Consider the following 24,469-nt stretch of genomic DNA (forward strand, 5'->3'; position numbering starts at 1 on the left):
CCGCCCTGGAGCCATACGTATACAGGGTGTAAGCGCTCGCGCAGTCGTTCAAAGGGGAGTCGGAGTGGCACGGAAGCTCGCCGTCATCGGGGCCGGTCTCATGGGGTCCGGCATCGCCCAGGTCTCCGCGCAGGCGGGCTGGGACGTCGTCCTGCGGGACGTCACCGACGAGGCACTGAGGCGTGGCACCGACGGCATCAAGGCCTCGTACGACAAGTTCGTCGGCAAGGGCAGGCTCGCGGCGGAGGACGCCGAGGCCGCCCTCGCCCGCATCACCGCGACCACCGACCTGGACGCGGCCGCCGACGCGGACGTCGTCGTCGAGGCGGTCTTCGAGAAGCTCGAGGTCAAGCACGAGATCTTCCGTACGCTCGACAAGCTGGTACGCGAGGACACGGTGCTCGCCTCCAACACCTCCGCCATCCCGATCACCAAGATCGCGGCCGTGACGGAGCGCCCGGAGCGGGTCGTCGGCGTGCACTTCTTCTCGCCGGTTCCGATGATGCAGCTCGTCGAACTCGTCCGCGGCTACAAGACGAGCGACGAGGCCCTCGCCACCGCCCGGGAGTTCGCCGAGTCCGTCGGCAAGACCTGCATCGTCGTCAACCGGGACGTGGCCGGCTTCGTGACGACCCGTCTCATCTCCGCCCTCGTGGTCGAGGCGACCAAGCTGTACGAGTCGGGCGTCGCCACCGCCGAGGACATCGACCTCGCCTGCAAGCTGGGCTTCGGCCACGCCATGGGCCCGCTGGCCACCGCGGACCTGACCGGTGTCGACATCCTGCTGCACGCCACCAGCAACATCTACACCGAGACCCAGGACGAGAAGTTCGCCCCGCCGGAGCTGATGCGCCGGATGGTTGACGCCGGTGACATCGGGCGCAAGAGCGGGCAGGGCTTCTACAAGCACTGAGACCGCACAAGCATCACGAGCATCACCCTTCCGAGTGAATTCGGTATCGGTTCGCTTACAAGCAGCAACCGGCCCGCCACTCAAGCAGTCAGACGTTGCACAGCCACCGTCATGGAGTACGCCACCGCAGTCACGGGGAGCGCATATGTACATCAGGGGCGACCACGCCGAGGTGGTCGTCGGGGGCCGCCTCGACGTCCGCAGCGCGGCGGACGCCCGTACGGTCCTGCACTCGGCCGTCGACGGCGGCGTCGGCGACCTCGTGCTCGACCTGTCCGAGCTCGACTCGTGGGACGCCACCGGCCTCGGCGTGATCATGGGTGTCCACCGGCGCGCCGGCCGCTGTGGCCGGCGGCTGGTGCTGCGCCGTGTGCCGCCGCAGATGCAGCGCCTGCTGGTGGCCACCCGGCTGCACCGGATCCTCGCCATCGAGGGCGGCATCGGGGTCGAGTCCCTGCCCCGCGTGTGACGGACGCCGCCGGCCCCACCCACGTCGGCGTCCGGGGTGAACCCTCGCCTCCGGGCCCCGGAAGGCATGGTTCCGAACGGGTGTGAACCGGGCGACGCGGGAGACCCGGGCACACATCGTCCCAACGTACGTCGCGTGCAATCCTCACGAGACTGTGACGTCTCGGACGGCGCGGTACCCCGGACTGTCGTAGATACTGTGCGAAGGTTTAGGGTTCGGTCGCCCGCTGCATGCAACCCTCTAGCGGGCCCGGACCAGAAGCGACAGCGCGGTGTGCGGCAAGGCCGGGAGGGGCTGAAAGAGCACGCGACGCTTTTGGGGGGCTTGGAACCTATGGACCCGAACATCCGGGAACCCGAGGACATGGGCCATGACGGCGACGGCCACGCGCCGAGCCGGCGCCCGCCCAGGGAATCCCTCTCGTCCGACTTCGGACAGCACGCGCCCGCACTGGCCCGCACGGTGCGGCTCGTCAGCGGCGACTTCCTGCTCACCGTCAATCCCGTCGACGGCAGCGAGATAGAGGCCTGCCCGCCCGGGGAGCGCCCCGAGCGGCCGCGGAAGTACACCGAGGCCGAGCGCGCCGAGGCGGACCGCGCGGCCCGGCCGCCCGTCCCGCCGGGCCCGGCCCCGTCCGCGCAGCCCCTGCTGGGGCGTCAGGACGAACGCGAGCGGCTGGTACGGCTGCTCGCCCGCGGCCGCTCCGTACGCCTGACCGGCCCGGGCGGCTCCGGCCGCACCAGCCTCCTCGACCTCGTCGCCGACGACTGCTCGGACCTCGCGCCCGACGGCGTCGTCCGCCTCACCGGCTACCGCCGCACCGCGAGCGACCTGCTGCACGACCTCTTCCACGCCGTGTACAGCGCGCCCCTGCACCGTCCCGACCGGGACGAACTGCTGGAGTACGCCCGTGAGATCGGCGCGGTCGTCGTCCTGGACGACATCGAGTTCGGCGGCAGCGCGCTCGACGAGCTGCTCGACGCCACCCCCGAGTGCGCCTTCCTGATCAGCGCGACCCCGGATGTGCCCGCGCCGTCCGCCGAGTCGGCCATCGAGGAGGTCTTCCTCAGCGGCCTGGACCGGGCCGGCGGCGTCGAGCTCATCGAGCGTGCCGTCGGCCGCGTCCTCACCGAGGAGGAGGCCAACTGGGCCGGCGACCTCTGGTTCGAGTCCGAGGGCCTGCCCCTGCGCTTCGTCCAGGCCGGAGCCCTGCTGCGCCAGCACGACCAGCTGCGGGCCGCCACCAACGCCGTCGACGAGTTCGGCGTCTTCGAGGACGCGCCGCCGCAGGACGCGGTCGTCGACGGGGGCGACGGCGACGACGTACCCCTGCCCTCGCTCGGCGAGGCCGCCGCGCCCGCCCCGCTGCTCGCCAAGCGGCTGAGCGCCTCCGCGCGCGCCACCCTGCGGTTCGCCGTCGCGCTCGGCGGCGAGGTGCCCCACCAGGCCCATCTGCCCGCGCTGGTCGGCGACACCCATGCCGATGCCGCCCTCGGCGAGCTGGCGAGCTGCGGCCTGGTCTCCCCGGTCGGCCCCCGCTACCGGCTCGCCGCCGGGGTGCCCGCCCAGCTGGAGGCCGCCGGATACGGCGACGACGCCGAGGCCCAGGCCCGCACCGCCGCCCAGCACTACACCTGGTGGGCCGGCCACCCCTCCGTCACACCCGAGCGGGTGTGCGCCGAGGCGGACGCCGTGCTCGCCGCGCTGGCCGTGCTGGTGCCGGCCACCACGCCGCCCGGCGAGGACGAGGAGAACACCGCCGTACTCCTCGCCCGCACCGCCGCACCCGCCTTCGCCTCCGGACTGCACTGGAGCGCCTGGGAGCGGGCGCTGCGCTCCGGTACCGAGGCCGCCCGGCTCGCCGGAGACGTCGCCGAACAGGCTTACTTCCACCACGAGTTGGGCATCCTGGCGCTCTGCGGCGGCCTGCTGGACCGGGCCCGCGCCGAGCTGGAGGCATCCATCGGCCTGCGCGGCGCGCTCTCCGACAAGCGCGGCACCGTCGCCGGCCGCCGCGCCCTCGCCCTGGTCGCCGACCGTGCCGGCACGGCCCCGGGCCTGGCCGCCACACCGGTCGCCGGCCTCGGCGCGACCGCGGGGGAGGAGGTGCCCGACGCCCGTACCGAGGAGTCGGCGTCGCCTCCCGGCGGGGTGCCCGCGGCCTTCCCGGCGCTCCAGCCGCCCGGCGGCGACACCTCGACGCTGGTCACCTACCGGTCCGGGGGCGCGGACTCGTCGTACGGGTCGTACGCGTCCTCCTCCGACACCCAGGCCAAGCAGCGGATCGGCCTCAAGGGCCTCGCCCGGCGCAACCTCGTGGCGGCCGGCGCGGGCGCGCTGCTCGCCGCCGTGCTCGGCACCGTGGTGACGCTCGGCGCCACCTCCCACAACGGCGCCAACGACCCCTCCGACAAGGTCGACGTCAACCCGTCCGCCAGCCAGGGCCTGGACGACGGCAGCCTGGGCGCGGACGCGCCGCAGAAGAGCGGCACCGGCAAGGGTGACACCGGCACGGCGACCAGCCGCCCGACCAAGCCGGGCCCGGACGCGCCGCCGCCGTCCCGCACGGCCCAGCCCTCGGACAACCCGAGCGGGACGAAGGGGTCGGGGGGCGGCGGTGCCACGAGCAGGCCGTCGAAGCCGAGCTCGTCCAGGCCGACGACTCCGTCCAAGTCGCCCACGTCGCCGTCGAAGTCCCCGTCGCCCACGGCCAGTCCGTCGAAGTCGCCGTCGCCCACACCGACGCCGAGTGCGACCGGGTCGTCGACGACGAGCCCGTCGGTGTCCAACTCGGCCAGCGGCCCCGCCACCTCCAGCAGCTCCGCGAGTGCACCCGCGAGCGGCGGCGCCGGCTCCCCGAGCAGTTCGGGTGACGCGGTGATCTGAGGTCCCTCAGGTCCGGTCCCGTACGGACCAAGGGGCCGGGTCCGTCTCACACGGACCCGGCCCCGGTGCCGTACGGAGGGCCGGAAGGTTCAGAACAGCCGCAGCTTGTCGTCCTCGATGCCGCGCAGCGCGTCGTAGTCCAGTACCTGGCAGCCGATGCCGCGGTCGGTCGCGAGGACGCGGGCCTGCGGCTTGATCTCCTGCGCCGCGAAGATGCCGCGTACCGGGGCGAGATGGGGGTCGCGGTTCAACAGCTCCAGATAGCGGGTGAGTTGTTCCACACCGTCGATCTCGCCGCGCCGCTTGATCTCGATCGCGACGGTCTGCCCGTCGGCGTCCCGGCACAGGATGTCCACCGGGCCGATGGCGGTCATGTACTCGCGCCGGATGAGGGTGTAGCCCTCACCGAGGGTCTCGATGCGGTCGGCGAGCAGTTCCTGCAGGTGTGCTTCCACGCCGTCCTTGATCAGCCCCGGGTCCACGCCGAGCTCGTGGGAGGAGTCGTGGAGGACCTCCTCCATCGTGATGATGAGCTTCTCGCCCGCCTTGTTGACGACGGTCCAGACGCCCGCGGTGGCTGCACCGTCCCCCGCGTCCTCCTTCAGCGTGCAGGGCGGCGACATCCAGTTCAGGGGCTTGTAGGCGCGGTCGTCCGCGTGGATCGAGACGCTGCCGTCGGCCTTCACCAGGATCAGACGGGGCGCTGACGGCAGGTGGGCGGTGAGCCGGCCCGCGTAGTCGACGGAGCACCGGGCAATGACGAGACGCATGGTCGGCAACGCTACTCGACGCACCGCACCGCGCGCGATTCGCCCGGACCGGCCTGCTGGGCGGCCAAACGGTCGACCGCGCCGGACCGCCCCATTTTTCCCTGGATCACCCGTGTTCACTTGTGGCCGATTGTGTGCCCAACCCGCCCTGGCTGTACGTGTATTCGCCTGGTGGGCCCTCGTTCTGATGCTTACCGTAGTGAACGGGAGGTCGCGGTATGTGTACTCACCGTGTTCGGTATCGCGAACCCCCTTAACTGTCCGGCAACCCCTGCTGTTCGGGGGTGCGAGAGGAGAACCCATGTCGCTCGACGTCTCACCGGCCCTACTCGAACAGGCCGAGCGAGGCGAGGTCGACGAAGCTGCCTTCGTCGACTGCGTCCGGACCTCCCTGCCCTACGCATGGGAGATGATCAGCTCCCTGGTGGCCCAGCTGAAGGTCGACGGCGGCAATTTCGCCGACAACCAGACGCCTCCGCCGGACGAGCAGGCACGGGGTCAGCTGCTGCGTGCGCTCGCGAGTGACGCCATACGCGGTGCGCTGCAGCGGCACTTCGGTGTGCGGCTGGCCTTCCAGAACTGCCACCGGGTGGCGGTGTTCCCGCTGGACGCCTCGGCCGACGACACGCTGACCCGCTTCACATCGGTGCGCAGTCAGCTGCTCAACCAGTCGCCGGAACTCAGGGACTGCTGAGGCAGTAGTCGCTTGCTTGCCGCTCCGTTCGCGGGAGGTGCATTCAGTGCCGGGGCGGCAAGCCTTCCCTGCGTCGTGGCTCGCTCAGCCGAGGTGGGGGAGTACCTCGGCGCCGAGCCGTCGTACGTTCTCCTCCGTCGCCGCCAGATCGCCCGAGCCCTCCACGAGCAGGGCGAATCGGGAGATTCCGGTCCGCTCGGAGGTTGCGGCGAGCCGGTCGGCGCACAGCCGTGGGGTGCCCACCGGGTGCAGTCCGCAGAGCAGTTCGGTGTACGCCAGCGGATCGCGCATCCGGCGGGTCCGGCCGTCGACCGTGACATGGGCGTCCAGTCCCTGTTTCAGCCAACCCGGCATCGCCTTCACCAGCGTCTCCACCGCGTCGGTGCGCCGGTCGGCGATCTGGCAGACACCGGCCGAGACATGGGCGGCGCCCCGGATCTCGTCGCCCGGCCGTCCCGCCGCCCGCGCGCACCGCTGCCACAGGGCGACCATCTCGGCCTTCTCCTCGTCCCCGACGTGCATCCCCAGCAGCATCGGCAGCCCGTGCTCGGCGGCCAGCCGGATGCTCGCCGGGGAGGTGCAGGCGACGACGACTTCGGGGCCCGGGGCCTCCGTCAGTGCCTCGGACGGGCGGGGGACCACGGGCACTTCACGGAAGGTGAATCGTTCCCCCGAAGCGGACACGGACGCGTCGCGCAGCCAGCGCACCAGCAGATCGAGTGATTCCGGGAAGCCCCTCTCGTACGCCTCCAGGCCCGCGCCGAACACCTCCAGGTCCACCCAGGGCCCACCGCGCCCCACCCCCAGTGAGAACCGTCCACCGCTCGTCACGTGCAGCAGCGCGGCCTGTTCGCCGAGCGCGACCGGATGGACGGTGGGCAGCACGCTGACCGCCGTGCCCACCCGCAGGCGGTGGGTGCGGCCGAGCAGCAGCGCGGCCAGTGTGACGGCCGACGGGCACGTCCCGTACGGTACGAAGTGGTGCTCGGCCAGCCAGACCGCGTCCAGGCCCGCCTCCTCGGCGACTTCGGCCGTACGGACCGCGCGGTGCAGCGGCTCCCCCTGGCCCTGCCCCGGGAACTGGGCCGCCAACACGAAACATCCAACGCGCATTGCCTTTTCCTGCTTCCTTGGCTCCGACACGGAGCTCCCCCACCCGGCATAACCGCCCGACACGTGCCGAGGACACGGCCTGGCGAAGAGATTTCCGGATTGTCTGCGGAATGGGCCGCCAGGGAGGGGGACTTGTGGGGGTTGGTCGGGGAACGTTTCCCTTCGCGTACCCCTGCCGGAGCCGCGTACGCTGGAGAGGAACCCCGCTCCCTGCACAGCTCCGTGAGGTGTCCCGTGTCCCCGCGTCGCAACCGACCCAAGGGTGAGAGGGGCGCTGCCCCGTCCGGCCGGAGCGCCGAGGACGACTCCGTGGGCCGCTACGGCGGCTGGCAGTCCACGGAGAGCTGGCAGGGCGACGACTGGAGCGTGCGCCATGTGGCGGGCGCGAGCGCGCAGGGCAAGACCTACCGCTGCCCGGGCTGCGACCAGCTGATCGCCTCCGGTGTCCCGCACGTGGTGGCCTGGCCCGAGCACGCGGGGGTGGACGACCGCCGGCACTGGCACAAGGCCTGCTGGAACGCGAAGGACCGCCGCACCACGCGGGTGCAGCGGTCCCGTAACGCGCCGAGGTTCTAGCCGGGCTTCCGGCCGGTCAGACGTCCCGCTTCTGCAGCAGCGCCCAGGCGCCGGCGGAGGCGACGGCCGTCACGCCCACGATGATCCACAGCGGGTCCCAGCCAGACGGGCCGGATCGGCTCAGGGAGTTGGAGTAGAAGACGCTCAGCTGGTTCGGGATCGAGTACTCGAACAGCGCGGTGCGCACCTTCTCCAGCGACTGCGTGAACATGAACAGCGCGATCACCAGCGGGGCGAGCACCACGCCGATCATGATGGTGATGGCGCCGGCCGAGTGGCGCAGGATCGAGCCGATGACGAGGGAGAGCAGGCCGAGCAGGGCCATGTAGAGGCTGACGCCGACCGTGGCCTTGAACCACTCCCCGCCGGTGGGCTGCCGGGCGCCGCTGCCGTTGAGCATGGCCGTCTGCGTGAAGGCGACCAGGGCGGTGGACACCAGGGTGACCGTGAACGCGACGAGGAAGAACACGAGCGCCTTCGCCGCGAGCACCCGTCCGCGGCTGGGGCACGCCGTCATGGTGGTGCGGATCATGCCGGTGCCGTACTCCGAGGCCGTGGTCAGCACGCCGAGCGTCATCACGCAGATGCTGCCGAGCAGCAGCCCGAAGAAGCCCAGCGAGAGCGGGTTCTCCTCGCCCGACAGCTCCGACGAGGAGTTGACGACCACCACGCCGGTCAGCAGGCCGATCCCGATCACCAGCAGGACGAACACGCCGAGCGTCCACATCGTGGAGCGCACCGACTTGATCTTCGTCCACTCCGACGCGAGGGCGTGCCCGAGGTGCGTACGGACCACGGGGATCGGCGAGGTGTAGGTGGGGAGCGCGGAACCGGGCGCCGCCTGCCAGGTCGGCGCTGCCTGCGACACGGGGGGCTGGGGCGTGCTCATCGGGCGTCCTCGGGCTTGGTGGAGTCGGCGGGGGCGGGGGCAGGGGCGGACGAAGCCGCGTCCCGGGGAGCGGCGGGCGGGGTCGCGGGTGCCGCCGGGGCGGGCATCTGCGGGGCCGGGGGAGCGGCCTGCGCGTAGGGGTTCGGCCCGCCCGCCGGAGCACCGTGGGGATGCGGCTGACCCGCGCCCGGAGCGCCGTAGGAGCCCGTGCCCGGAACGCCGTAGGGGCCCGCGGCCGGCTGTGCCGGCTGCCCCGGCTGCCCGGGCACGCCGTGCGGCGCCGCGAACGGCTGACCGCCCTCCTGCGGCGGCGGCGGTGCGTACCAGCCGGGCTGCCCCTGGCCCGGGACCGGCATGGGCGGCTGGACGCCCGGCGGCAGGGGCTGCATCAGCCCGGCCTTCTGGTCGATGGTGGAGCGGTAGTCGACGGCCGCCTGTGTCATCCGCATGTACGCCTCCTCGAGCGAGGCCTGGTGCGGCGACAGCTCCCACAGGCGTACGTCCGCCTCGTGCGCGAGGTCGCTGATGCGGGGCAACGGCAGCCCCGTGACGCGCAGCGCGCCGTCCTGCTCGGGCAGCACGTGCCCGCCCGCCTCGGTCAGCGCGGAGGTGAGCTTCTCCCGCAGCTGCGGCTCGGTGTCGGGGGTGCGGACGCGGGCGAAGTCCGCGGAGTTCGCGGAGATGAAGTCCCTCACGCTCATGTCGGCGAGCAGCTGCCCGCGTCCGATGACGATCAGGTGGTCGGCGGTCAGCGCCATCTCGCTCATGAGGTGACTGGAGACGAACACGGTCCGTCCCTCCGCCGCCAGGGACTTCATCAGATTGCGAACCCAGAGGATGCCCTCGGGGTCGAGACCGTTCACCGGCTCGTCGAAGAGCAGCACCTGCGGGTCGCCCAGCAGCGCGGCGGCGATGCCGAGCCGTTGGCCCATGCCGAGCGAGAAGCCCTTGGAGCGCTTCTTCGCCACGTCCTGCAGACCGACGACCCCGAGCACCTCGTCGACCCGGCGGGCCGGGATGCCCGACAGCTGCGCCAGGCACAGCAGGTGGCTGCGTGCGGACCGGCCGCCGTGCACGGCCTTGGCGTCCAGCAGCGCGCCCACCTGGCGGGGCGCGTTGGGCAGTCTGCGGTACGGGTAGCCGCCGATGGTCACGGAGCCCGCGGTGGGGTTGTCCAGGCCGAGGATCATCCGCATGGTCGTCGACTTGCCCGAGCCGTTGGGCCCCAGGAAGCCGGTGACGGCGCCCGGGCGCACCTGGAAGGAGAGGTTGTACACGGCGGTCTTGTCGCCATAGCGCTTGGTCAGGCCGACTGCCTCGATCATGCTCCGCACCCATCGAAAGGTTCAGGTCAGCGGGGCACACGCCCCCGTAAGGGTTAGGAGGATATCCGGGCGCTGACGGTTCCGCCCAAAAGAAAGTAAAACCCTGCGGTCGCCGGCAGGTGATCGCTTCCGGTCCCTAGGCATCCCTTTTGCGCAACAGCGCGTAACCCCCGATGAGCGCCGCGATCACCCACAGCACCATGATGCCGAGGCCGCCCCAGGGCCCGTACGGGGTGCCGTCGCCGACCCGGGGGACCACCTGCATGATCCGGCTGCCGGCCTGGTCGGGCAGGAACTGGCCGGCCTTCCTGGTCGCCGAGACGTTGCCGAGGATGTTGGAGATCAGGAAGAAGAACGGCATCAGGATGCCCAGCGACAGCATCGGCGAGCGCAGCATCACGGCGACGCCCATCGAGAACATCGCGATGAGGGCCATGTAGAGGCCGCCCCCGATCACCGCGCGCAGCACACCCGGCTCGCCGAGCGTCGTCCGCAGCGGCCCCAGCATCGCCTGCCCGAGGAAGAACGCGGCGAAGCTGGTGGCCATGCCCACCACCAGGGCGAGCCCGGTCGCCACGGCCACCTTGCCCGCCAGGCGCCGCGCCGCGGGACCGCGGCGAGCGAGGTGCGGATCATGCCGGTGCTGTACTCGTTGGACACCACCAGCACACCGAACACGACCAGCGCCAGCTGGCCGAGCGTCATACCGGCGAAGCTGACGAAGGTCGGGTCGAAGGAGAGCCGCTCGCGCGTGGGCATGTCGCCGAACTGGTTCTTCGTCAGCGCCGAGATCAGCATGCCGAGCGCGACGGTGACGACCACCGCCAGCGACAGCGTCCACACCGTGGACGCCACCGACCGGATCTTGGTCCACTCCGACCTGATGACCTGGGTCGCCGCCATGGCTCAGACCTCCTTCTTCCATTCGGCGCCCCACGGCCGGGCGGGTGCCTGCTCCGCGTGCGCGTGGTACTCCACCGACTCCGCCGTCAGCCGCATGAACGCATCCTCCAGCGACGACTGCCTGCTGCTCAGCTCGTGCAGCACGACGCGGTGCTGTGCGGCCAGCTCCCCGATGCGCTCCGGCTTGCCGCCGTCCACCTCCAGCAGCCCGCCGCCGGTTTCGACGACCGTGATCCCCGCGCCGTGCAGCACGTCGAGCAGCCGCTCGCGGTCGGGGGTGCGGATACGGACGCCGGAGCGGGAGTTGCGCTCGATGAAGTCGGCCATGGAGGTGTCGGCCAGCAGCCGGCCCTGTCCGATGACGACGAGGTGCTCGGCGGTCAGCGCCATCTCGCTCATCAGGTGGGAGGAGACGAAGACCGTACGGCCCTGGGAGGCCAGCGACTGCATCAGGCCGCGGATCCAGTGGATGCCCTCGGGGTCCAGACCGTTGACCGGCTCGTCGAACATCAGGATCCGCGGATCGCCGAGCAGCGCTGCCGCGATGCCGAGCCGCTGGCTCATACCCAGCGAGAACCCCTTCGCCTTCTTCCCGGCGACCGCGGTCAGGCCCACGGTGTCGAGGACCTCGTGCACACGGGCGGCCGGGATGCCGTTGCTCTGGGCCAGGCAGAGCAGATGGTTGTGGGCGCTGCGCCCGCCGTGCACGGCCTTCGCGTCCAGCAGGGCGCCGACGTACGTCAGCGGGTCCTGGAGCTCGTGGTAGTGGCGGCCGTCGATGCGGACGTCGCCGGAGGTGGGGTGGTCGAGACCGAGGATCATCCGCATGGTCGTGGACTTCCCGGCGCCGTTGGGCCCCAGGAAGCCCGTCACGGTGCCCGGTCTTACGGTGAAGGTGAGGTTGTTGACCGCCAGTTTCTCGCCGTACCGCTTGGTCAGCCCCTCGAGCTCGATCATGCGGCCACGCTAAAACGGCACAAAGCCCCCCGCCACTTCAGTGGCGGGGGGCTCTGTGCGATGCTCAGCCGCTGCCGGCTCCTCGCGTCCGGCGGTTACCGGGACTGCTGGGCCGGAACCCCACGGGAGATCGGCTCGTCCTCGGCCGGCGTGCCCGCGGCGGCCACCGCGGCACCGGTGAGGGTCGCCAGCATCTCGCGCACGTTGGTCAGCTGGGCGTTGATCGAGTCGCGGCGGTTGGTGAGGGCCGCCAGCTCGCGCTCGGATTCCGAACGGATGCGGTCCGCCTTGGCGTTGGCGTCGGCCACGATGTCCTCGGCCTGGCGCTGGGCCGTCTCCACCGTCTGGCGGGCGCGGCGCTCGGCGTCGGTGCGCAGCTTCTCCGCCTCCAGGCGCAGCTGCTCGGCGCGGTGCTCGATCTCGGCGAGCCGCTTCTCCGCCTTGGCCTGACGGGAGGCCAGGTCGCGCTCGGACTGCTCGCGGCGCTTGGCGAGGTTCGTCTCGAAGTCGGCGGCGGCCTGCGCGGCCTTGGCGCGGGTCTCCTCGAAGAGGGCGTCCGCCTCCTCGCGCTTGGACTGCGCGTCCTTCTGCGCGTCGGCCCGCAGCTGAGAGGCTTCGCCCTGGGCCTTCTCGACGATCCGGACGCCCTCGTCCTCGGCCTTGGCCTTGCGCTCCGCGGCGAACGACTCCGCGTCGTTGCGGACCTGCTGGGCCGCCGACTCGGCGAGCTCGCGGTGCTGCTCGGCCGCGCGCCGGGCCTCCTCACGCAGATCCTTGGCCTCTTCCTCGGCGAGGCGGAGGATCTTCTCGACCCGCGCGCCGAGACCCGCGTACGACGGCTCTGCGTCGGTGACCTGGGCCTGGGCGTTCTGCGTTTCGAGGTGGAGCTCCTCGATGCGCTTCTCCAGAGCGGTGATGCGGGAAAGAGCGCTGTCACGGTCGGAGACGAGCTTGGAGATACGTTCGTCCACCTGAGCGCGGTCGTACCCACGCCGCACAAGCTCGAAGCCGTAGGGGGAAGTGTCGCTCATGGGGTTCCTGTCGAATGAGACCGGTGAGGTGATGGATGGAATCCTAGGGGCCGAAGCGGTGTGTCATCGAGCGGATACGTGTTTGATCTGGAGAATGACACCTCTTTTGAGTGGCTGACCGTCGGAGAGCTTGCCAACGACTCGGGCAAGCCCTCCCAAAAACCCGGAATTCCCCCTTCAGGCTAGCCGTCTGACGCCTTGCCGCCCGAACGGGGTGCCCCCACCGTCGCGCCCGCCTTGACGCCGCCGTCCTTCGGGGCCGACGGGGCCTCGAAGGACTCCAGTGCCTCCAGGACGTCCTGGACCCGTGAGATCTCGGCGTTGATGTCCTCGCGCCTGCGCACCAGGACCTCCAGCTCGCGCTTGCCCTCCTCGACCGTGGCCCGGGCCTCGCGGATCGCCTCGGCCCTGAGCTCCTCGGCCTCCCTCACGAGCGTCGCCTTCTTCTGCTCGGCCTCCTTGAGCAGCCCCTCGGCCTTCTTCACCGCGGCGATACGCACCTTGCCCGCCTCGGAGTTCGCCTCCGAGACGATCTCCTTGGCCTTGGCCTGGGCCTTGGCCAGCTGCTCCTCGGCGGCCTTGATCAGCGCGTCGCAGCGGTCGCCCGTCGACCTCATCGTCTCGGCGGCCTCGCGGCGGGCCCGCTCGTGCAGCTCCTCGATCTCGGCGGTCAGGCGCTCGCGCAGCTCCTCCGCGCGCTCCCGGATCTGGGTGGCGTCCCGGCGGGCACCGACGAGCAGCTCGTCCGCGTCCGTACGGGCCTTCTCCACCGCCGTGTTGCCCTCGACGGTCGCCTCGGACAGGATCCGGTCGGCCTCCTTGCGGGCCGCGCCCACCATCGTGTCGGCCTGGGACTCCGCGTCCGCCTTCGTCTTGACCGCGGTCGTCTGCGCCTCGGTGAGCAGCTTGTCGGCCTCGGCCGTGGTCTCCGTGATGAGCTTGTCGACCTGCTCGGCCGCCTCCGAGCGCCGCTTGTTGGCCTCCTTGCGGGCCTCGTCCAGCGTCCGCTCGGCCTCCTCGCGGGCGGCCGTCACCAGCTGCTCGGCCTTCGCCTCCGACGCGGCCCTGACGCGCTCGGACTCGCTGCGGATCCGCTCGGCGTGGGTCTGCGCGGAGCCGACGGTCTCGGCGGCCTCGGCACGCAGCCGCTCCGCGTCGCCCGTGGCGTCCGAGATCAGCTGCTCGGCCTTGGCGACGGACTCGGCACGGACCCGTTCGGCCTCCGCGGCCGTCTCCGCCCGCAGCCGGTCCGTCTCGTCCACGGTCTCCGCGCGCAGCCGGTCGGCCTCGTTGATCGTCTCGGTCTGCAGCCGCTCCGCCTCGGACCGCGCCTCGCTGATGAGGGCGTCCGCCTGGGTCGCCGCCTCCGACCGGATGCGATTGGCGTCCTCGCGGGCCTCCGCGCGGGTGCGGGTGGCGTCCTGGTCGGCCCGCGCGACGGTGTCGGAGGCCTCGGTGCGCACCCGCTGGGCGTGCTCGGCGACGTCCGCGCGGACCCGCTCGGCCTCCGCGATCGCCTCGGACACCGTGCGCTCCGCGAGCGCCTTGGCGGCCTCGGTCTCCTCCTGCGCCTCGCGGCGCAGCCGGGACGCGTCCTCACTGGCCCGCTCCCGCTCGGCGTAGGCGTCGGCGCGGACCCGGTCCGCCTCCTCCTCGGCCTCCCGGCGGGTGCGGTCCGCCGCGTGCTCGGCGGCCGAGCGCAGTCCGGTGACCTCCTCCTGCGCCTGCTCGTGCAGCCCGGCGACGGAGTCCCGTACCTGCTGGGCGTGCTGTTCGGCGGCCGACACCATCTCGGTGGCGCGCCGGTCGGCCTCCTCCACCAGCCGGGTGGCCTCGGCCTGCGCCTCCTCCACGCGCTTGCGCGCGGAGGCGAGCAGCTCCTCGCTCTGCTCGCGGGCCCGCTCGCGCTCCTGGTCGGCCTCGGCGCGCGCGGAGCCGAGGAGTTCCTCGGCCTCGCGGCGGCGCCGGGCGGCCTCCTCCTGGGCGGCGGCCAGCGTCTCGGACGCCTCGGTGCCCAGCCGCTCGGCGGCGGCCTGCGCCTCGGCGCGGACCCGGTCGGCGGTGTCCTGTGCCTCCGCCTTGAGCCGCTCGGCCTCGGCGGCGGCCTCCGACCGCAGCCGTACGGCGACGGCCTCGCCCTCCGCGCGGGAGGCGGACGCGTCCGAGGCGGCCTCGGTGCGCAGCCGCTCGGCCTCGGCCTCCGCCTGCTGCTGGAGCGTCCGGATGCGCTCGGCGGCCTCGCCGCGCAGCCGCTCGCTCTCCTCGGCGGCCTCCCGGCGGATCCGCGCGGCCTCCTCGCGGGCGTCGGTCAGCGCCTGCTCGGCGGCGGCGAGCCGCTGCTCGGCCTCGGTGTGCAGCCGGGTGAGCTCCTCGGCTGCCTCGCTCTGCCGGGCAGCGACCGCCCGCTCGGTCTCCTCGCGCAGCTCGCGCGCGACCCGCTCGGCGTCCGCCTTGATCGATTCGGCCTGCTCGTCCGCCTCCGCGCGGTGCCGCTCGGCCTCCTTGCGGGTTCGCTCCAGGGTCTCCTCGGCCTGCCGGCGCAGGGCGGTGGCCCGCTCGATGGCCTCGGTGCGGACCTTCTCGCTGTCGGTCTGGGCGATGGAGCGCAGCTCGTCGGCGTCGGCCTTGGCCTTGGCCAGCAGCTCCTCGGCGGACTTGGCCGCCTCCTCGATCTGCTGCACGGCCTCGCGCCGGGCCTCGGCGCGGATCCTCTCGCCCTCGGCGACCGCGTCGGCCCGCAGCTGCTCGGCCTCGCCGCGCAGCCGGCGGGCCTCCTCCTGCAGCTCGACCGTCTTGGCGCGGTACTCCTTGGTGTCGTCCTTCGCCGCGCCCTTGAGCTGTGCGGCGATGTCGTGCGCCTCGGCGCGCAGCCGGTCGGCCTCGGCCTCGGCCTCGGTGCGGATCCGCTCGGCCTCCTCGGCCGCGGCCTTGGTGGTGTTCCTGGCGTCCTCGGCCGCCTTGTTCAGCACGTCCTCGGCGGTCTTGGCCGCCTTGGACAGCTGGGTCGCGCTCTCCTCGGCGGTGATCGTACGGGCCTTCTCGGCGGCCTCCGCGACGATCTTCTCCGCCTCGGCGCGGGCGTCCGCGACCAGCTGCTCGGCCTCGGACTTGGTGTTCTCGGCCTCCTTGGTGGCCTCCTCGACCAGCCGGGCGACCTGCTCCTTGGCGGTGCGCGTGCGCTGCTCGTTGGCGGACTCGGCACTGGAGAGCGCCTTCGCCGCGGCCTCCTTGGCCTCGGTGACCAGCTTCTCGGCCTCGGTCTGCGCCTTGCGCAGCGCCTCCTCGGCCTGGGCCATCCGCTGTTCGGCGGCCCGGCTCAGCTCGGTGGCCTGGCGGCGGGCGGCGTCCGACTCGGTGGCGGTGGAGGAGCGCAGCTGCTCGGCGTGGTCGGTGGCCTCCTGCGCCTGGCTTGAGGCGGCGTTCAGCAGCCGCTCGGCGTCGGTGCGGGCACGGCGCAGGAGCTGCTCGGCCTCCGCGCGGGCCGACTCGGCCTCGCTCTGCAGCCGCTGCCGGGCCTCGGCGGTCAGCCGTTCGGCCTCCGCGCGGGCGGCGGCCATGGCCTGCTCGGCCTCCGCACGGGACTCGTCGAGCAGGCGCCGGGCCTGCTGCTCGGTGCGGGCGCGCAGCTGCTCGGCCCACGCCACGTTCTCGTTGACGTGCGACTCGACGGTCTGCCGGCGCTCGGCGAGTTCCTGGTCGAGCTGCTGACGGCGGCTGACGGCCTCGGTGTGCAGCTCCGCCTGCAGACGCGCGGCCTGCTCGGCGTGCTCCTGGAGGATGCGCTGGGTCTGCGCCCGGGCCTGGCTCAGCTCGCGCTCGGCGTCCGCGCGGAGCTGGTCGGCCTGCATCTGCGCATTGCGCAGCAACTGTTCGGCCTGGTAGCCGATGTCGGCGCTGTCGTAGGCGGGCCGGGACATGATGGTGCGGCGCGCCTCGTGCAGCTTGGCGCGCAGCACCTCGACCTGGTAGCCGAGGTCCTCGGCGTGCTGGATCGCCTTTTCCCGCTCGGTCTTCAGCCGCTCCATCTCGGCCTCGAACCGAGAGAGGTGGTCGACGTCAGCCGCCGGCTCTCGCTCCTGGCGTTCGTAGCCCCGCACTGCGCGGTCCCATCCGTCCCCTGGTCGCAAGCCTGTCCAAACGAGCTCCGTCCATCCGCCGAACGGGGCCCCCGGGGGAATGGTGTCAGATCAACGACGGAGCATGGGCTGCTGCCCCGACGCTCGTCCCCCGAAACCCGGACCCCGGAAAGCGGACGTCCCCCGCTCGAGGGACGACCGCCCCCAACCCTACCGGCCCTTATGTACGAGGGTCAGTGCTCAGCCGACTCAACAGGCGCCGAAGTGACCAGTTCTGTCAGGACACCGTGACAATCCTTGGGGTGCAGGAAGGTGATCCGTGACCCCATGGAGCCGCGTCGCGGCTCCTCGTACAGAACGCGTACGCCCTTGTCGCGGATGTCCGCGGCCTCCGCGTCGACGTCCGCCGTGCCGAAGGCGATGTGGTGGACGCCCTCGCCGTTCTTCGCGAGCCACTTCGCGACGGTGGAGTCCTCGCGGGTCGGCTCGAGAAGCTGCAGGTAGGAAGCCCCTCCGTCGGACGTCTCGTTGATCTTGAGCATGGCCTCCCGCACGCCCTGCTCCTCGTTGACCTCGGTGTGGAACACCTCGAAGCCGTAGGTGGCCCTGTAGAACTCGACGGTCGCGTCGAGGTCGTGACAGGCGATCCCGATGTGGTCGATTCGCGTCAGCATGGATTCAGTGCAGCGCCACGATGGTGGTTACGCAACGTGCGCGCGATCACACCGACGGCCCGATGACGGGGTGGTCTACCCCTCAGTACATTCGAAGTAAACCCTCGTTCACTCCTCGGCTGTGCAGGCCGGTAAGGGGATCGCAGCTCATGTCTTCTGGAACTTCCGGTACGAACAGCTCGGTGATCGTCGCGGGCGCGCGTACGCCCATGGGGCGGTTGCTGGGCTCGCTGAAGTCCTTCTCGGGAGCCGACCTCGGCGGCTTCGCGATCAAGGCCGCCCTGGACCGTGCGGGGATCGGGGGCGACCAGGTGCAGTACGTGATCATGGGCCAGGTGCTGCAGGCCGGGGCGGGGCAGATCCCGGCCCGTCAGGCCGCGGTCAGGGCGGGCATCCCGATGAGCGTCCCGGCGCTCACCATCAACAAGGTGTGCCTGTCCGGCCTCGACGCGATCGCGCTGGCCGACCAGCTGATCCGCGCCGGTGAGTTCGACGTGGTCGTCGCGGGCGGCCAGGAGTCCATGACCAACGCCCCCCACCTGCTCCCGAAGTCCCGCGAGGGCTTCAAGTACGGCGCCATCGAGATGCTCGACGCGATGGCCCACGACGGCCTGACCGACTCCTTCGAGGGCATCGCCATGGGCGAGTCGACGGAGAAGCACAACACCCGCCTGGGCATCGCCCGCCCGGAGCAGGACGAGATCGCGGCGCTCTCGCACCAGCGGGCCGCGGCCGCGCAGAAGAACGGCATCTTCGAGGCCGAGATCACCCCGGTCGAGATCCCGCAGCGCAAGGGCGACCCGGTCCTGTTCAGCAAGGACGAGGGCATCCGCGGCGAAACCACGGCGGAGTCCCTGGGCAAGCTGCGCCCGGCCTTCGCCAAGAACGGCACCATCACCGCCGGCTCCGCCTCGCAGATCTCGGACGGTGCGGCGGCCGTGGTCGTGATGAGCAAGGCCAAGGCGCAGGAGCTGGGCCTGGACTGGATCGCCGAGATCGGCGCCCACGGCAATGTGGCGGGCCCGGACAACTCCCTGCAGTCGCAGCCGTCCAACGCGATCCTGCACGCCCTGAAGAAGGAGGGCCTGGAGGTCTCCGACCTGGACCTCATCGAGATCAACGAGGCCTTCGCCGCGGTCGCCGTGCAGTCAATGAAGGACCTCGGCGTGTCCACCGAAAAGGTGAACGTGAACGGCGGCGCGATCGCCCTGGGTCACCCGATCGGGATGTCCGGCGCCCGGCTCGTGCTGCACCTGGCGCTGGAGCTGAAGCGGCGGGGCGGCGGCGTCGGCGCGGCCGCGCTGTGCGGTGGCGGCGGCCAGGGTGACGCGCTGATCGTCCGGGTACCGAAGGCGTAAGCCTCTTTTCCGACCGACCTCTCTCGTACGACCTTCCGCGTGCGGCGACAGCGGACGCGGATCACGTGAACGGAGCTGTGATGCAGGACGTCTCCTCTCTGGTGGCCCAGGCCAGGGAAGGCCGGCCGCGGGCCGTGGCCCGGCTGATCTCCCTGGTGGAGGGGGCGTCCCCGCAGTTGCGGGAGGTCATGCGGACACTCGCTCCGCTGACCGGCAACGCGTACGTCGTAGGTCTGACGGGTTCCCCCGGCGTGGGCAAGTCGACGTCCACGTCGGCGCTGGTGACGGCGTACCGCAAGCAGGGCAAGAGGGTCGGTGTCCTGGCCGTCGACCCGTCCTCGCCCTTCTCCGGCGGGGCGCTGCTCGGCGACCGGGTCCGGATGTCGGAGCACGCCTCGGACCCCGGCGTCTACATCCGTTCCATGGCCACCCGGGGCCACCTGGGCGGCCTCGCCTGGGCCGCCCCGCAGGCGATCCGGGTGCTGGACGCGGCCGGCTGCGACGTGATCCTGGTCGAGACCGTCGGTGTCGGCCAGTCCGAGGTGGAGATCGCCTCCCAGGCGGACACCTCGGTGGTGCTGCTGGCCCCCGGAATGGGCGACGGCATCCAGGCGGCCAAGGCGGGCATCCTGGAGATCGGTGATGTCTACGTGGTCAACAAGGCCGACCGCGACGGCGCCGATGCCACGGCCCGCGAGCTGAATCACATGCTCGGCCTCGGCGAGTCCCGCGGCCCCGGCGACTGGCGTCCGCCCATCGTCAAGACGGTGGCGGCGCGAGCCGAGGGCATCGACGAGGTCGTCGAGGCGCTGGAGAAGCACCGGGCGTGGATGGAGGAGCGGGGCGTCCTGGCGGAGCGCCGCCGCGCCCGCGCGGCCCGCGAGGTGGAGACGATCGCGGTCACCGCCCTGCGTGAGCGCATCGGCGACCTCCACGGCGACCGCCGGCTCAGCGCCCTGGCCGAGCGCATCGTCTCGGGCGAGCTGGACCCCTACCGGGCGGCGGACGAACTGGTGGCGGGCCTGACCAAGGCCTGACGACCAGGAAAGTGGCGGGCGGGGACCCTGGAAGGGTCCCCGCCCGCCGCGCTGTGGGCCGGTGGCGGCGCCGGGGCCCGCTCCGGTGGATCAGGTCGCAGACGAAGCGCCCACCCGTGCCGCCCCGAGGGCACCTCCCAGGCGCTGAGCACGGGGGAGGCGCCACTGCCGCTGCCGCGTGATTCACGGCCTGCCGCGCTGCCCCCGCAGATGCTCGGCGATCGGCTTCAGCGCCTTGTCCAGCTCCGTCAGCGCCTCGGGCTCCAGCAGATCGATGAAGTGTCTGCGCACGGACGCCACATGATGCGGCGCGACCTTCTGCATGGTCTCCATGCCGTGCTCGGTGAGGACCGCGTACAGGCCCCTGCGGTCGGACTCGCAGTTCTCACGGCGCACCAGGTTCGCGTTCTCCATGCGCGTGATCTGGTGCGAGAGGCGGCTCTTGGACTGGAGGGTGGCGGACGCGAGGTCGCTCATCCGCATCCGTACGTCCTCCGACTCGGAGAGATTCACCAGAATCTCGTAGTCGTTCATTGTCAGGCCGAACGGCTGCAGGTCCTTTTCGAGCTGGTACGTCAACAGCCTGTTGACCTCCAGGTGGGTGCGCCAGGCGCACTGCTCCGCATCGGTCAGCCAGCGCGTGGCCGTCTCGGTCTCCATGAATGAAGTCTACCTAAAAAGTTGAAAGGCGAACTAGTGAGGGGTGCCATGACGGTGCGCACGCGTTCGAGCCGTCACACTCCGCAGACTACCGCTCACAGCCCGAAGCGACGCTGGAGGTCACCCAGCTGTCCGGGAAGGCGCGGTACGCCGGCCTGCTGTCCGTGGCTTCCGGACACCCCTCCACCGCCGGGCACACCGGGCTCGTTCGGGAGCACCCCCGTGGCCTGCTCGGCCATCAGGGTCTCGGTCGACTGCAGCAGGACCGTGCCGGCTCCCACGAACTCGAACTGGTGCTCCTCCCCGGAGGCTCCGCCGAGGCCCGTCATCGCACGTAGACCGCCCATTACACCTGCCATGTACCCGTGGTCGTAGTGATGGCACGGGGAGGGGCAGTCGGCCCAGCCGACGAGTGCCTGCGGATCCACCCGGATCGGGGGTTCCATGAACACCACCGGCCCGTTAGACGCGGCCACGAACTTTCCGGTTCCGATGAGGGTCAGAAAGCCCGGCACGATCGACTGCTTGAGTGCGAGACTTGGCTGAAAAGCGAGCAGGTTGCCCGAGCGAATGGTCAGATTGCCGTCGTCCAGGTCATAGGAATTGACATCGAAGGCCCGGTCGGCGAGCAGCATCTTGCCCGAGCCTTCCGCCACGACCCAGTCGCTCGCGTGCAGAGGCGAATGGAACGAGGTGCGCACCAGACGGTCCAGCCGGCCGTGCCCGACGCCGTTGAACTCCATCGCCCCGTAGTAGGCGATCATCTTCCCCTTCTGCAGGAACCACTGGCTCCCCTTGAGCTCCACGCAGAAGGTGTACTTGTTCACGTTGTCGTCGACCGGCAGGGTCATCGGGTCGTACACCACGGGCCCCGCGCCCGGTGTTCCGTACGCGCTCACAGCTTCTCCTCCGAGGCCTGGACGTAGACCGCACCGCTGCCGCTCAGCTCCAGCTGGAAGGCCTCCCCGGAGCCGCGCCCGACCATGTCGCGCCAGCCCAGGGCGGCGGACAGCTTGTTGCGCACGTCGCCGTGGTGGGCGACGTAGGCCTGCGGGTCGACGTGCACCGGGCGCTGCGGGGTGATCGGGATCTGGAAGACGCCGCCGTGCGCCATGACCGCCACCGAGCCGTGCCCCTTGAGGGTGGTCGTGAACAGCCCCTGGCCCGTGACCTGCCCCCGGACCATGCCCATCACCCCGCCCTGTGAGCCCATGAACATCGTGCCCTGCTGGAGGGTGCCCTCGAAGGCGAGCAGGCGGTCCGCCTCGACGTACAGCGTGTCGCCCGTCAGGTCGATGACCTGGACGTGATGGCCGCCGTGCCCGAAGAAGACGGTGCCGCTGCCCTCCACGCTCATCAGGGGCGTCGCCTCGCCCGCGACCCGGCGCCCGATCATGGACATCAGACCGCCCTGGCCGCCCTGGATGCTGGGAGTGAAGGAGACCTCGCCCTTGTAGGCGAGCATGGCGCCCCGCTGGCTGAACAGCCGCCGGCCGGGCAGGACCGTCGCCTCGACCATCTTGGAGTTGATCTCTCGGAAGGTCATCTCACACGTCCCCCGCGATCGTGTTCCGCTCGCTCGGCTGGACGTACACCAGCCCGTCCCCCTCGAACCGGATCTGGAAGGCCTCCCCGCCGCCCTCGCCGAGGAAGGTGCGGAAGGTCACGCCCGACTGGAAGGACTGCCGCACGTTCCCCTGGTGGGCGATGTACGCCCCCGGGTCGACGATCAGCGGGTACTGCGAGCTGACCCTGAGCACCACCGCCGGCCCGTCGGACAGGATCGCCGCCTGCCCGTGCCCCTCGACGGTGGTCGTGAACAGCCCGTTGCCCTGCGAGGCCCCGCGCAGCCCGGTGAAGGTCGTCCCCGTCCTGAGCCCCGCGTCGGTCGCGAGCAGATTGCTCGACTCGACGAACAGCTTGTCCCCCTGGAGGTGGACGAGATTGATCTCGGAGGCGCGGTCGGCGAACCAGCAGGTCCCCTGCCCCCGCACCTCCATCACGGTCATCTGCTCGCCGGTGAGCCGCCGGGTCACCATCCCCCTGAGCCCCTCACCGCCACCGGTCAGTTTCTTGAAGTTCATCTGCCCGTCGTACGCGACCATCGAGCCGTTCTTCGCCTTCACGGCGTCCCCGGTCATGTCGACGGCGAGCACCTTGCTGCCTTGGAGTCGGAACATCGCCACGCAGCGAAGGTAGCGGCGGACGGGGGGAGGCGGACAGGTCCCACGGGTGGAGAACGACCCTGACCGCACCCCTGGGAAACACCGGCCCGAGGATTTGCCACAATGGGGCCGACGTTTGTGCCCGCATTCACAAGCGCAGGCGCTCCCAGCGCCTCGCCCGTCCTTCTCCCCACCGAAGGTGACCCGTGGACATCAAGACCGCCACCGCCCTCCGCCGTCTCCGCCTGGTCTCCGCCCCGGAGGCGGTGTCCTTCATCCTCCTGCTGGTCTGCTCGGTCCTGAAGCGGACCACGGACTTCAACGCGGTGCCCGTGATGGGCTCGATCCACGGCGTTCTGTTCATCCTGTACGTGATCTTCTGGGCGGACGCCTGGAACCGCGTCAAGTGGTCCCTGCGGACCGCCGCCCTCTACTTCGTCCTCTCGGTCCTGCCGACCGGCGGCTTCTTCGCCGAGCGCAGGCTCAAGCGCGAGGCCGAGGACGCCGTGATCGCCTCCCGCGCCCGCCGCGAGGGGATCGTGAACGCATGATCGTCGCCTTCTCCGTGACCCCGCTGGGCGTCGGTGAGGACGTGGGAGAGTACGTCGCCGACGCCGTCCGGGTCGTCCGGGAGTCCGGCCTTCCCAACCGGACCGACGCGATGTTCACCTCCGTCGAGGGCGAGTGGGACGAGGTCATGGACGTGGTCAGGCGCGCCGTGGCCGCGGTCGAGGCCCGTGCGCCCCGCGTCTCCCTGGTCCTGAAGGCGGACATCCGGCCGGGTGTGACGGACGGCCTCACCGCCAAGGTGGAGACGGTCGAGAGGCACCTGTCGCGGTGGACGGAGCAACCCCCGCGGCCGCGGGAGTGACCACTGCGCCCGCCCGGCCGCCGTTGTGGCCGTCCCGCCGACCGAAAGGCGAGACAGGGCTGACCACCATATGACCGACCGGTAGGGTCTGGTGACGTGCCGAAGCCCCTCAGTCTCCCCTTCGACCCCATCGCCCGTGCCGACGAGCTCTGGAAGCAGCGCTGGGGAAACGTGCCGTCCATGGCGGCCATCACCTCGATCATGCGCGCCCACCAGATCCTGCTGGCCGAGGTCGACGCGGTGGTCAAGCCGTACGGGCTGACGTTCGCGCGCTACGAGGCCCTGGTGCTGCTCACCTTCTCCAAGGCCGGCGAGCTGCCGATGTCCAAGATCGGCGAGCGGCTCATGGTGCACCCCACCTCCGTGACCAACACGGTGGACCGCCTGGTGAAGTCGGGTCTGGTGGCCAAGCGCCCCAACCCCAACGACGGGCGCGGCACCCTCGCCGTCATCACCGGCAAGGGCCGCGAGGTCGTCGAGGCGGCCACCCGGGACCTGATGGCGATGGACTTCGGGCTCGGGGCCTACGACGCCGAGGAGTGCGCGGAGATCTTCGCCATGCTGCGGCCGCTGCGCGTCTCCGCGCACGACTTCGACGAGGACTGAGCGGGCGGCACCCCACAGGAGGGCGACCCGGGACAAGATCTCCCGGAACGGGCGGTTACGCTCTTCCGCATGAAGAAGAGCGTGCTGACCCGCTACCGCGTCATGGCCTACGTCACCGGTGTGCTGCTGGTCCTGCTGACCCTCGGCGTGATCGCCAAGTACGTGCTCGACATCAACGGCGCGGCGGACTTCACCCGCGTCGTGGGCATCGCGCACGGCTGGCTGTACGTCATCTACCTGGTCTTCGCCTTCGACCTGGGCTCCAAGGCCAAGTGGCCGGTCGGCAAGCAGCTGTGGGTGCTGCTGGCGGGGACCATCCCGACCGCCGCCTTCTTCGTGGAGCGCAGGGTGACCCGCGAGCTCGGGGCCGGGGTCGTGGACGCCGCGCCCGCGGTCGTCGAGGCGTAACAGGCGCCTGGGGGGGCGTCCGCACCGCCGTACCGGAATACGTACGGCGGTCACCCGTCGACATTTACTAGGACGTCCTAGTAAATTC

At 71.3% G+C, this 24,469-nt stretch carries 23 protein-coding genes and 1 pseudogene; 11 read left to right on the forward strand and 13 right to left on the reverse strand.

The genetic code is table 11. The features are described from left to right. Positions 1-64 precede the first annotated feature (64 nt). From ACH4UM_RS04605 to ACH4UM_RS04615, 3 genes are all read left to right on the forward strand, one after another. Positions 65-913 (forward strand): 3-hydroxyacyl-CoA dehydrogenase family protein, encoded by an 849-nt coding sequence (locus tag ACH4UM_RS04605; protein ID WP_398173436.1) that lies wholly within the window; start codon positions 65-67, stop codon positions 911-913. Positions 914-1,058: 145 nt separating this feature from the next. Further along, complete coding sequence (locus ACH4UM_RS04610) at positions 1,059-1,382, forward strand: STAS domain-containing protein (RefSeq protein WP_398173438.1); 324 nt, start codon at positions 1,059-1,061, stop codon at positions 1,380-1,382. 333 nt (positions 1,383-1,715) lie between these two features. Next, entirely contained in the window at positions 1,716-4,268 is a 2,553-nt protein-coding gene (locus ACH4UM_RS04615; protein ID WP_398173440.1) for an ATP-binding protein, read from the forward strand. Positions 4,269-4,357: 89 nt separating this feature from the next. On the opposite strand, the gene nucS is transcribed toward ACH4UM_RS04615, so the two are convergent. Continuing rightward, positions 4,358-5,038, reverse strand: coding sequence for an endonuclease NucS (gene nucS / locus ACH4UM_RS04620; RefSeq protein ID WP_398173442.1), 681 nt, complete (start codon positions 5,036-5,038; stop codon positions 4,358-4,360). A 301-nt stretch (positions 5,039-5,339) separates the two neighbouring features. Between nucS and ACH4UM_RS04625 the strand changes: the two genes are divergently transcribed. Further along, positions 5,340-5,732, forward strand: coding sequence for an SCO5389 family protein (locus ACH4UM_RS04625; protein WP_398173444.1), 393 nt, complete (start codon positions 5,340-5,342; stop codon positions 5,730-5,732). Between the two features lie 84 nt (positions 5,733-5,816). On the opposite strand, the gene ACH4UM_RS04630 is transcribed toward ACH4UM_RS04625, so the two are convergent. Further along, complete coding sequence (locus ACH4UM_RS04630; protein WP_398173446.1) at positions 5,817-6,845, reverse strand: LLM class flavin-dependent oxidoreductase; 1,029 nt, start codon at positions 6,843-6,845, stop codon at positions 5,817-5,819. 234 nt (positions 6,846-7,079) lie between these two features. Between ACH4UM_RS04630 and ACH4UM_RS04635 the strand changes: the two genes are divergently transcribed. After that, positions 7,080-7,421, forward strand: a complete 342-nt coding sequence (locus tag ACH4UM_RS04635) for an ATP/GTP-binding protein (protein ID WP_398173448.1) — start codon at positions 7,080-7,082, stop codon at positions 7,419-7,421. A gap of 16 nt (positions 7,422-7,437) precedes the next feature. On the opposite strand, the gene ACH4UM_RS04640 is transcribed toward ACH4UM_RS04635, so the two are convergent. The 7 genes and pseudogenes from ACH4UM_RS04640 to mce all read right to left on the reverse strand — a co-directional run bounded on the left by ACH4UM_RS04640 (position 7,438) and on the right by mce (position 17,276). Then, positions 7,438-8,310 carry an ABC transporter permease gene (locus tag ACH4UM_RS04640; protein WP_398173450.1) on the reverse strand — a complete coding sequence of 291 codons (873 nt, stop codon included), beginning with the start codon at positions 8,308-8,310 and terminating at the stop codon, positions 7,438-7,440. Beyond that, a complete protein-coding gene (locus tag ACH4UM_RS04645) occupies positions 8,307-9,635 on the reverse strand; it encodes an ABC transporter ATP-binding protein (RefSeq protein ID WP_398173452.1) in 1,329 nt (442 codons plus the stop codon). The genes ACH4UM_RS04640 and ACH4UM_RS04645 overlap by 4 nt, the downstream gene beginning before the upstream one ends. Before the next feature lie 136 nt (positions 9,636-9,771). Next, positions 9,772-10,538, reverse strand: a pseudogene (locus ACH4UM_RS04650) (ABC transporter permease). Between the two features lie 3 nt (positions 10,539-10,541). Beyond that, positions 10,542-11,495: an ABC transporter ATP-binding protein gene (locus ACH4UM_RS04655; protein WP_398173454.1), complete on the reverse strand. Its 954-nt coding sequence runs from the start codon at positions 11,493-11,495 to the stop codon at positions 10,542-10,544. Positions 11,496-11,590: 95 nt separating this feature from the next. After that, positions 11,591-12,526 carry a cellulose-binding protein gene (locus tag ACH4UM_RS04660; RefSeq protein ID WP_398173456.1) on the reverse strand — a complete coding sequence of 312 codons (936 nt, stop codon included), beginning with the start codon at positions 12,524-12,526 and terminating at the stop codon, positions 11,591-11,593. Between the two features lie 182 nt (positions 12,527-12,708). Beyond that, positions 12,709-16,623, reverse strand: coding sequence for a polarized growth protein Scy (gene scy, locus ACH4UM_RS04665; RefSeq protein WP_398173458.1), 3,915 nt, complete (start codon positions 16,621-16,623; stop codon positions 12,709-12,711). A 212-nt stretch (positions 16,624-16,835) separates the two neighbouring features. After that, positions 16,836-17,276, reverse strand: a complete 441-nt coding sequence (gene mce, locus ACH4UM_RS04670; RefSeq protein WP_398173460.1) for a methylmalonyl-CoA epimerase — start codon at positions 17,274-17,276, stop codon at positions 16,836-16,838. Positions 17,277-17,425: 149 nt separating this feature from the next. Between mce and ACH4UM_RS04675 the strand changes: the two genes are divergently transcribed. Further along, on the forward strand, positions 17,426-18,634 hold the full coding sequence (locus ACH4UM_RS04675; protein WP_398173462.1) for an acetyl-CoA C-acetyltransferase: 1,209 nt from the start codon (positions 17,426-17,428) through the stop codon (positions 18,632-18,634). 80 nt (positions 18,635-18,714) lie between these two features. Then, positions 18,715-19,671 carry a methylmalonyl Co-A mutase-associated GTPase MeaB gene (gene meaB / locus ACH4UM_RS04680; RefSeq protein ID WP_398173464.1) on the forward strand — a complete coding sequence of 319 codons (957 nt, stop codon included), beginning with the start codon at positions 18,715-18,717 and terminating at the stop codon, positions 19,669-19,671. Positions 19,672-19,854: 183 nt separating this feature from the next. On the opposite strand, the gene ACH4UM_RS04685 is transcribed toward meaB, so the two are convergent. The 4 genes from ACH4UM_RS04685 to ACH4UM_RS04700 all read right to left on the reverse strand — a co-directional run bounded on the left by ACH4UM_RS04685 (position 19,855) and on the right by ACH4UM_RS04700 (position 22,511). Next, the gene (locus ACH4UM_RS04685) at positions 19,855-20,331 is read right to left on the reverse strand and encodes a MarR family winged helix-turn-helix transcriptional regulator (RefSeq protein WP_398173466.1); all 477 of its coding nucleotides are present in this window, start codon (positions 20,329-20,331) and stop codon (positions 19,855-19,857) included. 95 nt (positions 20,332-20,426) lie between these two features. Then, positions 20,427-21,230, reverse strand: coding sequence for an AIM24 family protein (locus ACH4UM_RS04690; RefSeq protein ID WP_398173468.1), 804 nt, complete (start codon positions 21,228-21,230; stop codon positions 20,427-20,429). Then, positions 21,227-21,877, reverse strand: coding sequence for an AIM24 family protein (locus ACH4UM_RS04695; protein ID WP_398173470.1), 651 nt, complete (start codon positions 21,875-21,877; stop codon positions 21,227-21,229). Before ACH4UM_RS04695 ends, ACH4UM_RS04690 begins: the two co-directional genes overlap by 4 nt. Position 21,878: 1 nt before the next feature. Further along, positions 21,879-22,511 (reverse strand): AIM24 family protein, encoded by a 633-nt coding sequence (locus ACH4UM_RS04700; protein WP_398173616.1) that lies wholly within the window; start codon positions 22,509-22,511, stop codon positions 21,879-21,881. Positions 22,512-22,702: 191 nt separating this feature from the next. On the opposite strand from ACH4UM_RS04700, the gene ACH4UM_RS04705 reads away from it, so the two are divergent. The 4 genes from ACH4UM_RS04705 to ACH4UM_RS04720 all read left to right on the forward strand — a co-directional run bounded on the left by ACH4UM_RS04705 (position 22,703) and on the right by ACH4UM_RS04720 (position 24,381). Next, on the forward strand, positions 22,703-23,047 hold the full coding sequence (locus ACH4UM_RS04705; protein ID WP_398173472.1) for a DUF3817 domain-containing protein: 345 nt from the start codon (positions 22,703-22,705) through the stop codon (positions 23,045-23,047). After that, positions 23,044-23,367: an MTH1187 family thiamine-binding protein gene (locus ACH4UM_RS04710; protein ID WP_398173474.1), complete on the forward strand. Its 324-nt coding sequence runs from the start codon at positions 23,044-23,046 to the stop codon at positions 23,365-23,367. Before ACH4UM_RS04705 ends, ACH4UM_RS04710 begins: the two co-directional genes overlap by 4 nt. 96 nt (positions 23,368-23,463) lie before the next feature. After that, positions 23,464-23,973, forward strand: coding sequence for a MarR family winged helix-turn-helix transcriptional regulator (locus tag ACH4UM_RS04715; protein ID WP_398173476.1), 510 nt, complete (start codon positions 23,464-23,466; stop codon positions 23,971-23,973). A gap of 69 nt (positions 23,974-24,042) precedes the next feature. Next, complete coding sequence (locus ACH4UM_RS04720) at positions 24,043-24,381, forward strand: DUF3817 domain-containing protein (protein WP_398173478.1); 339 nt, start codon at positions 24,043-24,045, stop codon at positions 24,379-24,381. Positions 24,382-24,469 lie beyond the last annotated feature (88 nt).

Origin of the sequence: Streptomyces sp. NPDC020801 (assembly GCF_044334385.1) — a bacterium.
Classification (GTDB): Bacteria; Actinomycetota; Actinomycetes; order Streptomycetales; family Streptomycetaceae; genus Streptomyces.

Excerpts from the sequence above, each read along its gene's own strand:
- ACH4UM_RS04610 (WP_398173438.1), top strand. The coding sequence starts at position 1,059 with ATGTACATCAGGGGCGACCACGCCGAGGTGGTCGTCGGGGGCCGCCTC.
- ACH4UM_RS04615 (WP_398173440.1), top strand. The coding sequence starts at position 1,716 with ATGGACCCGAACATCCGGGAACCCGAGGACATGGGCCATGACGGCGAC.
- nucS (WP_398173442.1), bottom strand. The coding sequence starts at position 5,038 with ATGCGTCTCGTCATTGCCCGGTGCTCCGTCGACTACGCGGGCCGGCTC.
- ACH4UM_RS04625 (WP_398173444.1), top strand. The coding sequence starts at position 5,340 with ATGTCGCTCGACGTCTCACCGGCCCTACTCGAACAGGCCGAGCGAGGC.
- ACH4UM_RS04630 (WP_398173446.1), bottom strand. The coding sequence starts at position 6,845 with ATGCGCGTTGGATGTTTCGTGTTGGCGGCCCAGTTCCCGGGGCAGGGC.
- ACH4UM_RS04640 (WP_398173450.1), bottom strand. The coding sequence starts at position 8,310 with ATGAGCACGCCCCAGCCCCCCGTGTCGCAGGCAGCGCCGACCTGGCAG.
- ACH4UM_RS04645 (WP_398173452.1), bottom strand. The coding sequence starts at position 9,635 with ATGATCGAGGCAGTCGGCCTGACCAAGCGCTATGGCGACAAGACCGCC.
- ACH4UM_RS04655 (WP_398173454.1), bottom strand. The coding sequence starts at position 11,495 with ATGATCGAGCTCGAGGGGCTGACCAAGCGGTACGGCGAGAAACTGGCG.
- ACH4UM_RS04660 (WP_398173456.1), bottom strand. The coding sequence starts at position 12,526 with ATGAGCGACACTTCCCCCTACGGCTTCGAGCTTGTGCGGCGTGGGTAC.
- mce (WP_398173460.1), bottom strand. The coding sequence starts at position 17,276 with ATGCTGACGCGAATCGACCACATCGGGATCGCCTGTCACGACCTCGAC.
- ACH4UM_RS04675 (WP_398173462.1), top strand. The coding sequence starts at position 17,426 with ATGTCTTCTGGAACTTCCGGTACGAACAGCTCGGTGATCGTCGCGGGC.
- meaB (WP_398173464.1), top strand. The coding sequence starts at position 18,715 with ATGCAGGACGTCTCCTCTCTGGTGGCCCAGGCCAGGGAAGGCCGGCCG.
- ACH4UM_RS04685 (WP_398173466.1), bottom strand. The coding sequence starts at position 20,331 with ATGGAGACCGAGACGGCCACGCGCTGGCTGACCGATGCGGAGCAGTGC.
- ACH4UM_RS04695 (WP_398173470.1), bottom strand. The coding sequence starts at position 21,877 with ATGACCTTCCGAGAGATCAACTCCAAGATGGTCGAGGCGACGGTCCTG.
- ACH4UM_RS04700 (WP_398173616.1), bottom strand. The coding sequence starts at position 22,511 with ATGTTCCGACTCCAAGGCAGCAAGGTGCTCGCCGTCGACATGACCGGG.
- ACH4UM_RS04710 (WP_398173474.1), top strand. The coding sequence starts at position 23,044 with ATGATCGTCGCCTTCTCCGTGACCCCGCTGGGCGTCGGTGAGGACGTG.
- ACH4UM_RS04720 (WP_398173478.1), top strand. The coding sequence starts at position 24,043 with ATGAAGAAGAGCGTGCTGACCCGCTACCGCGTCATGGCCTACGTCACC.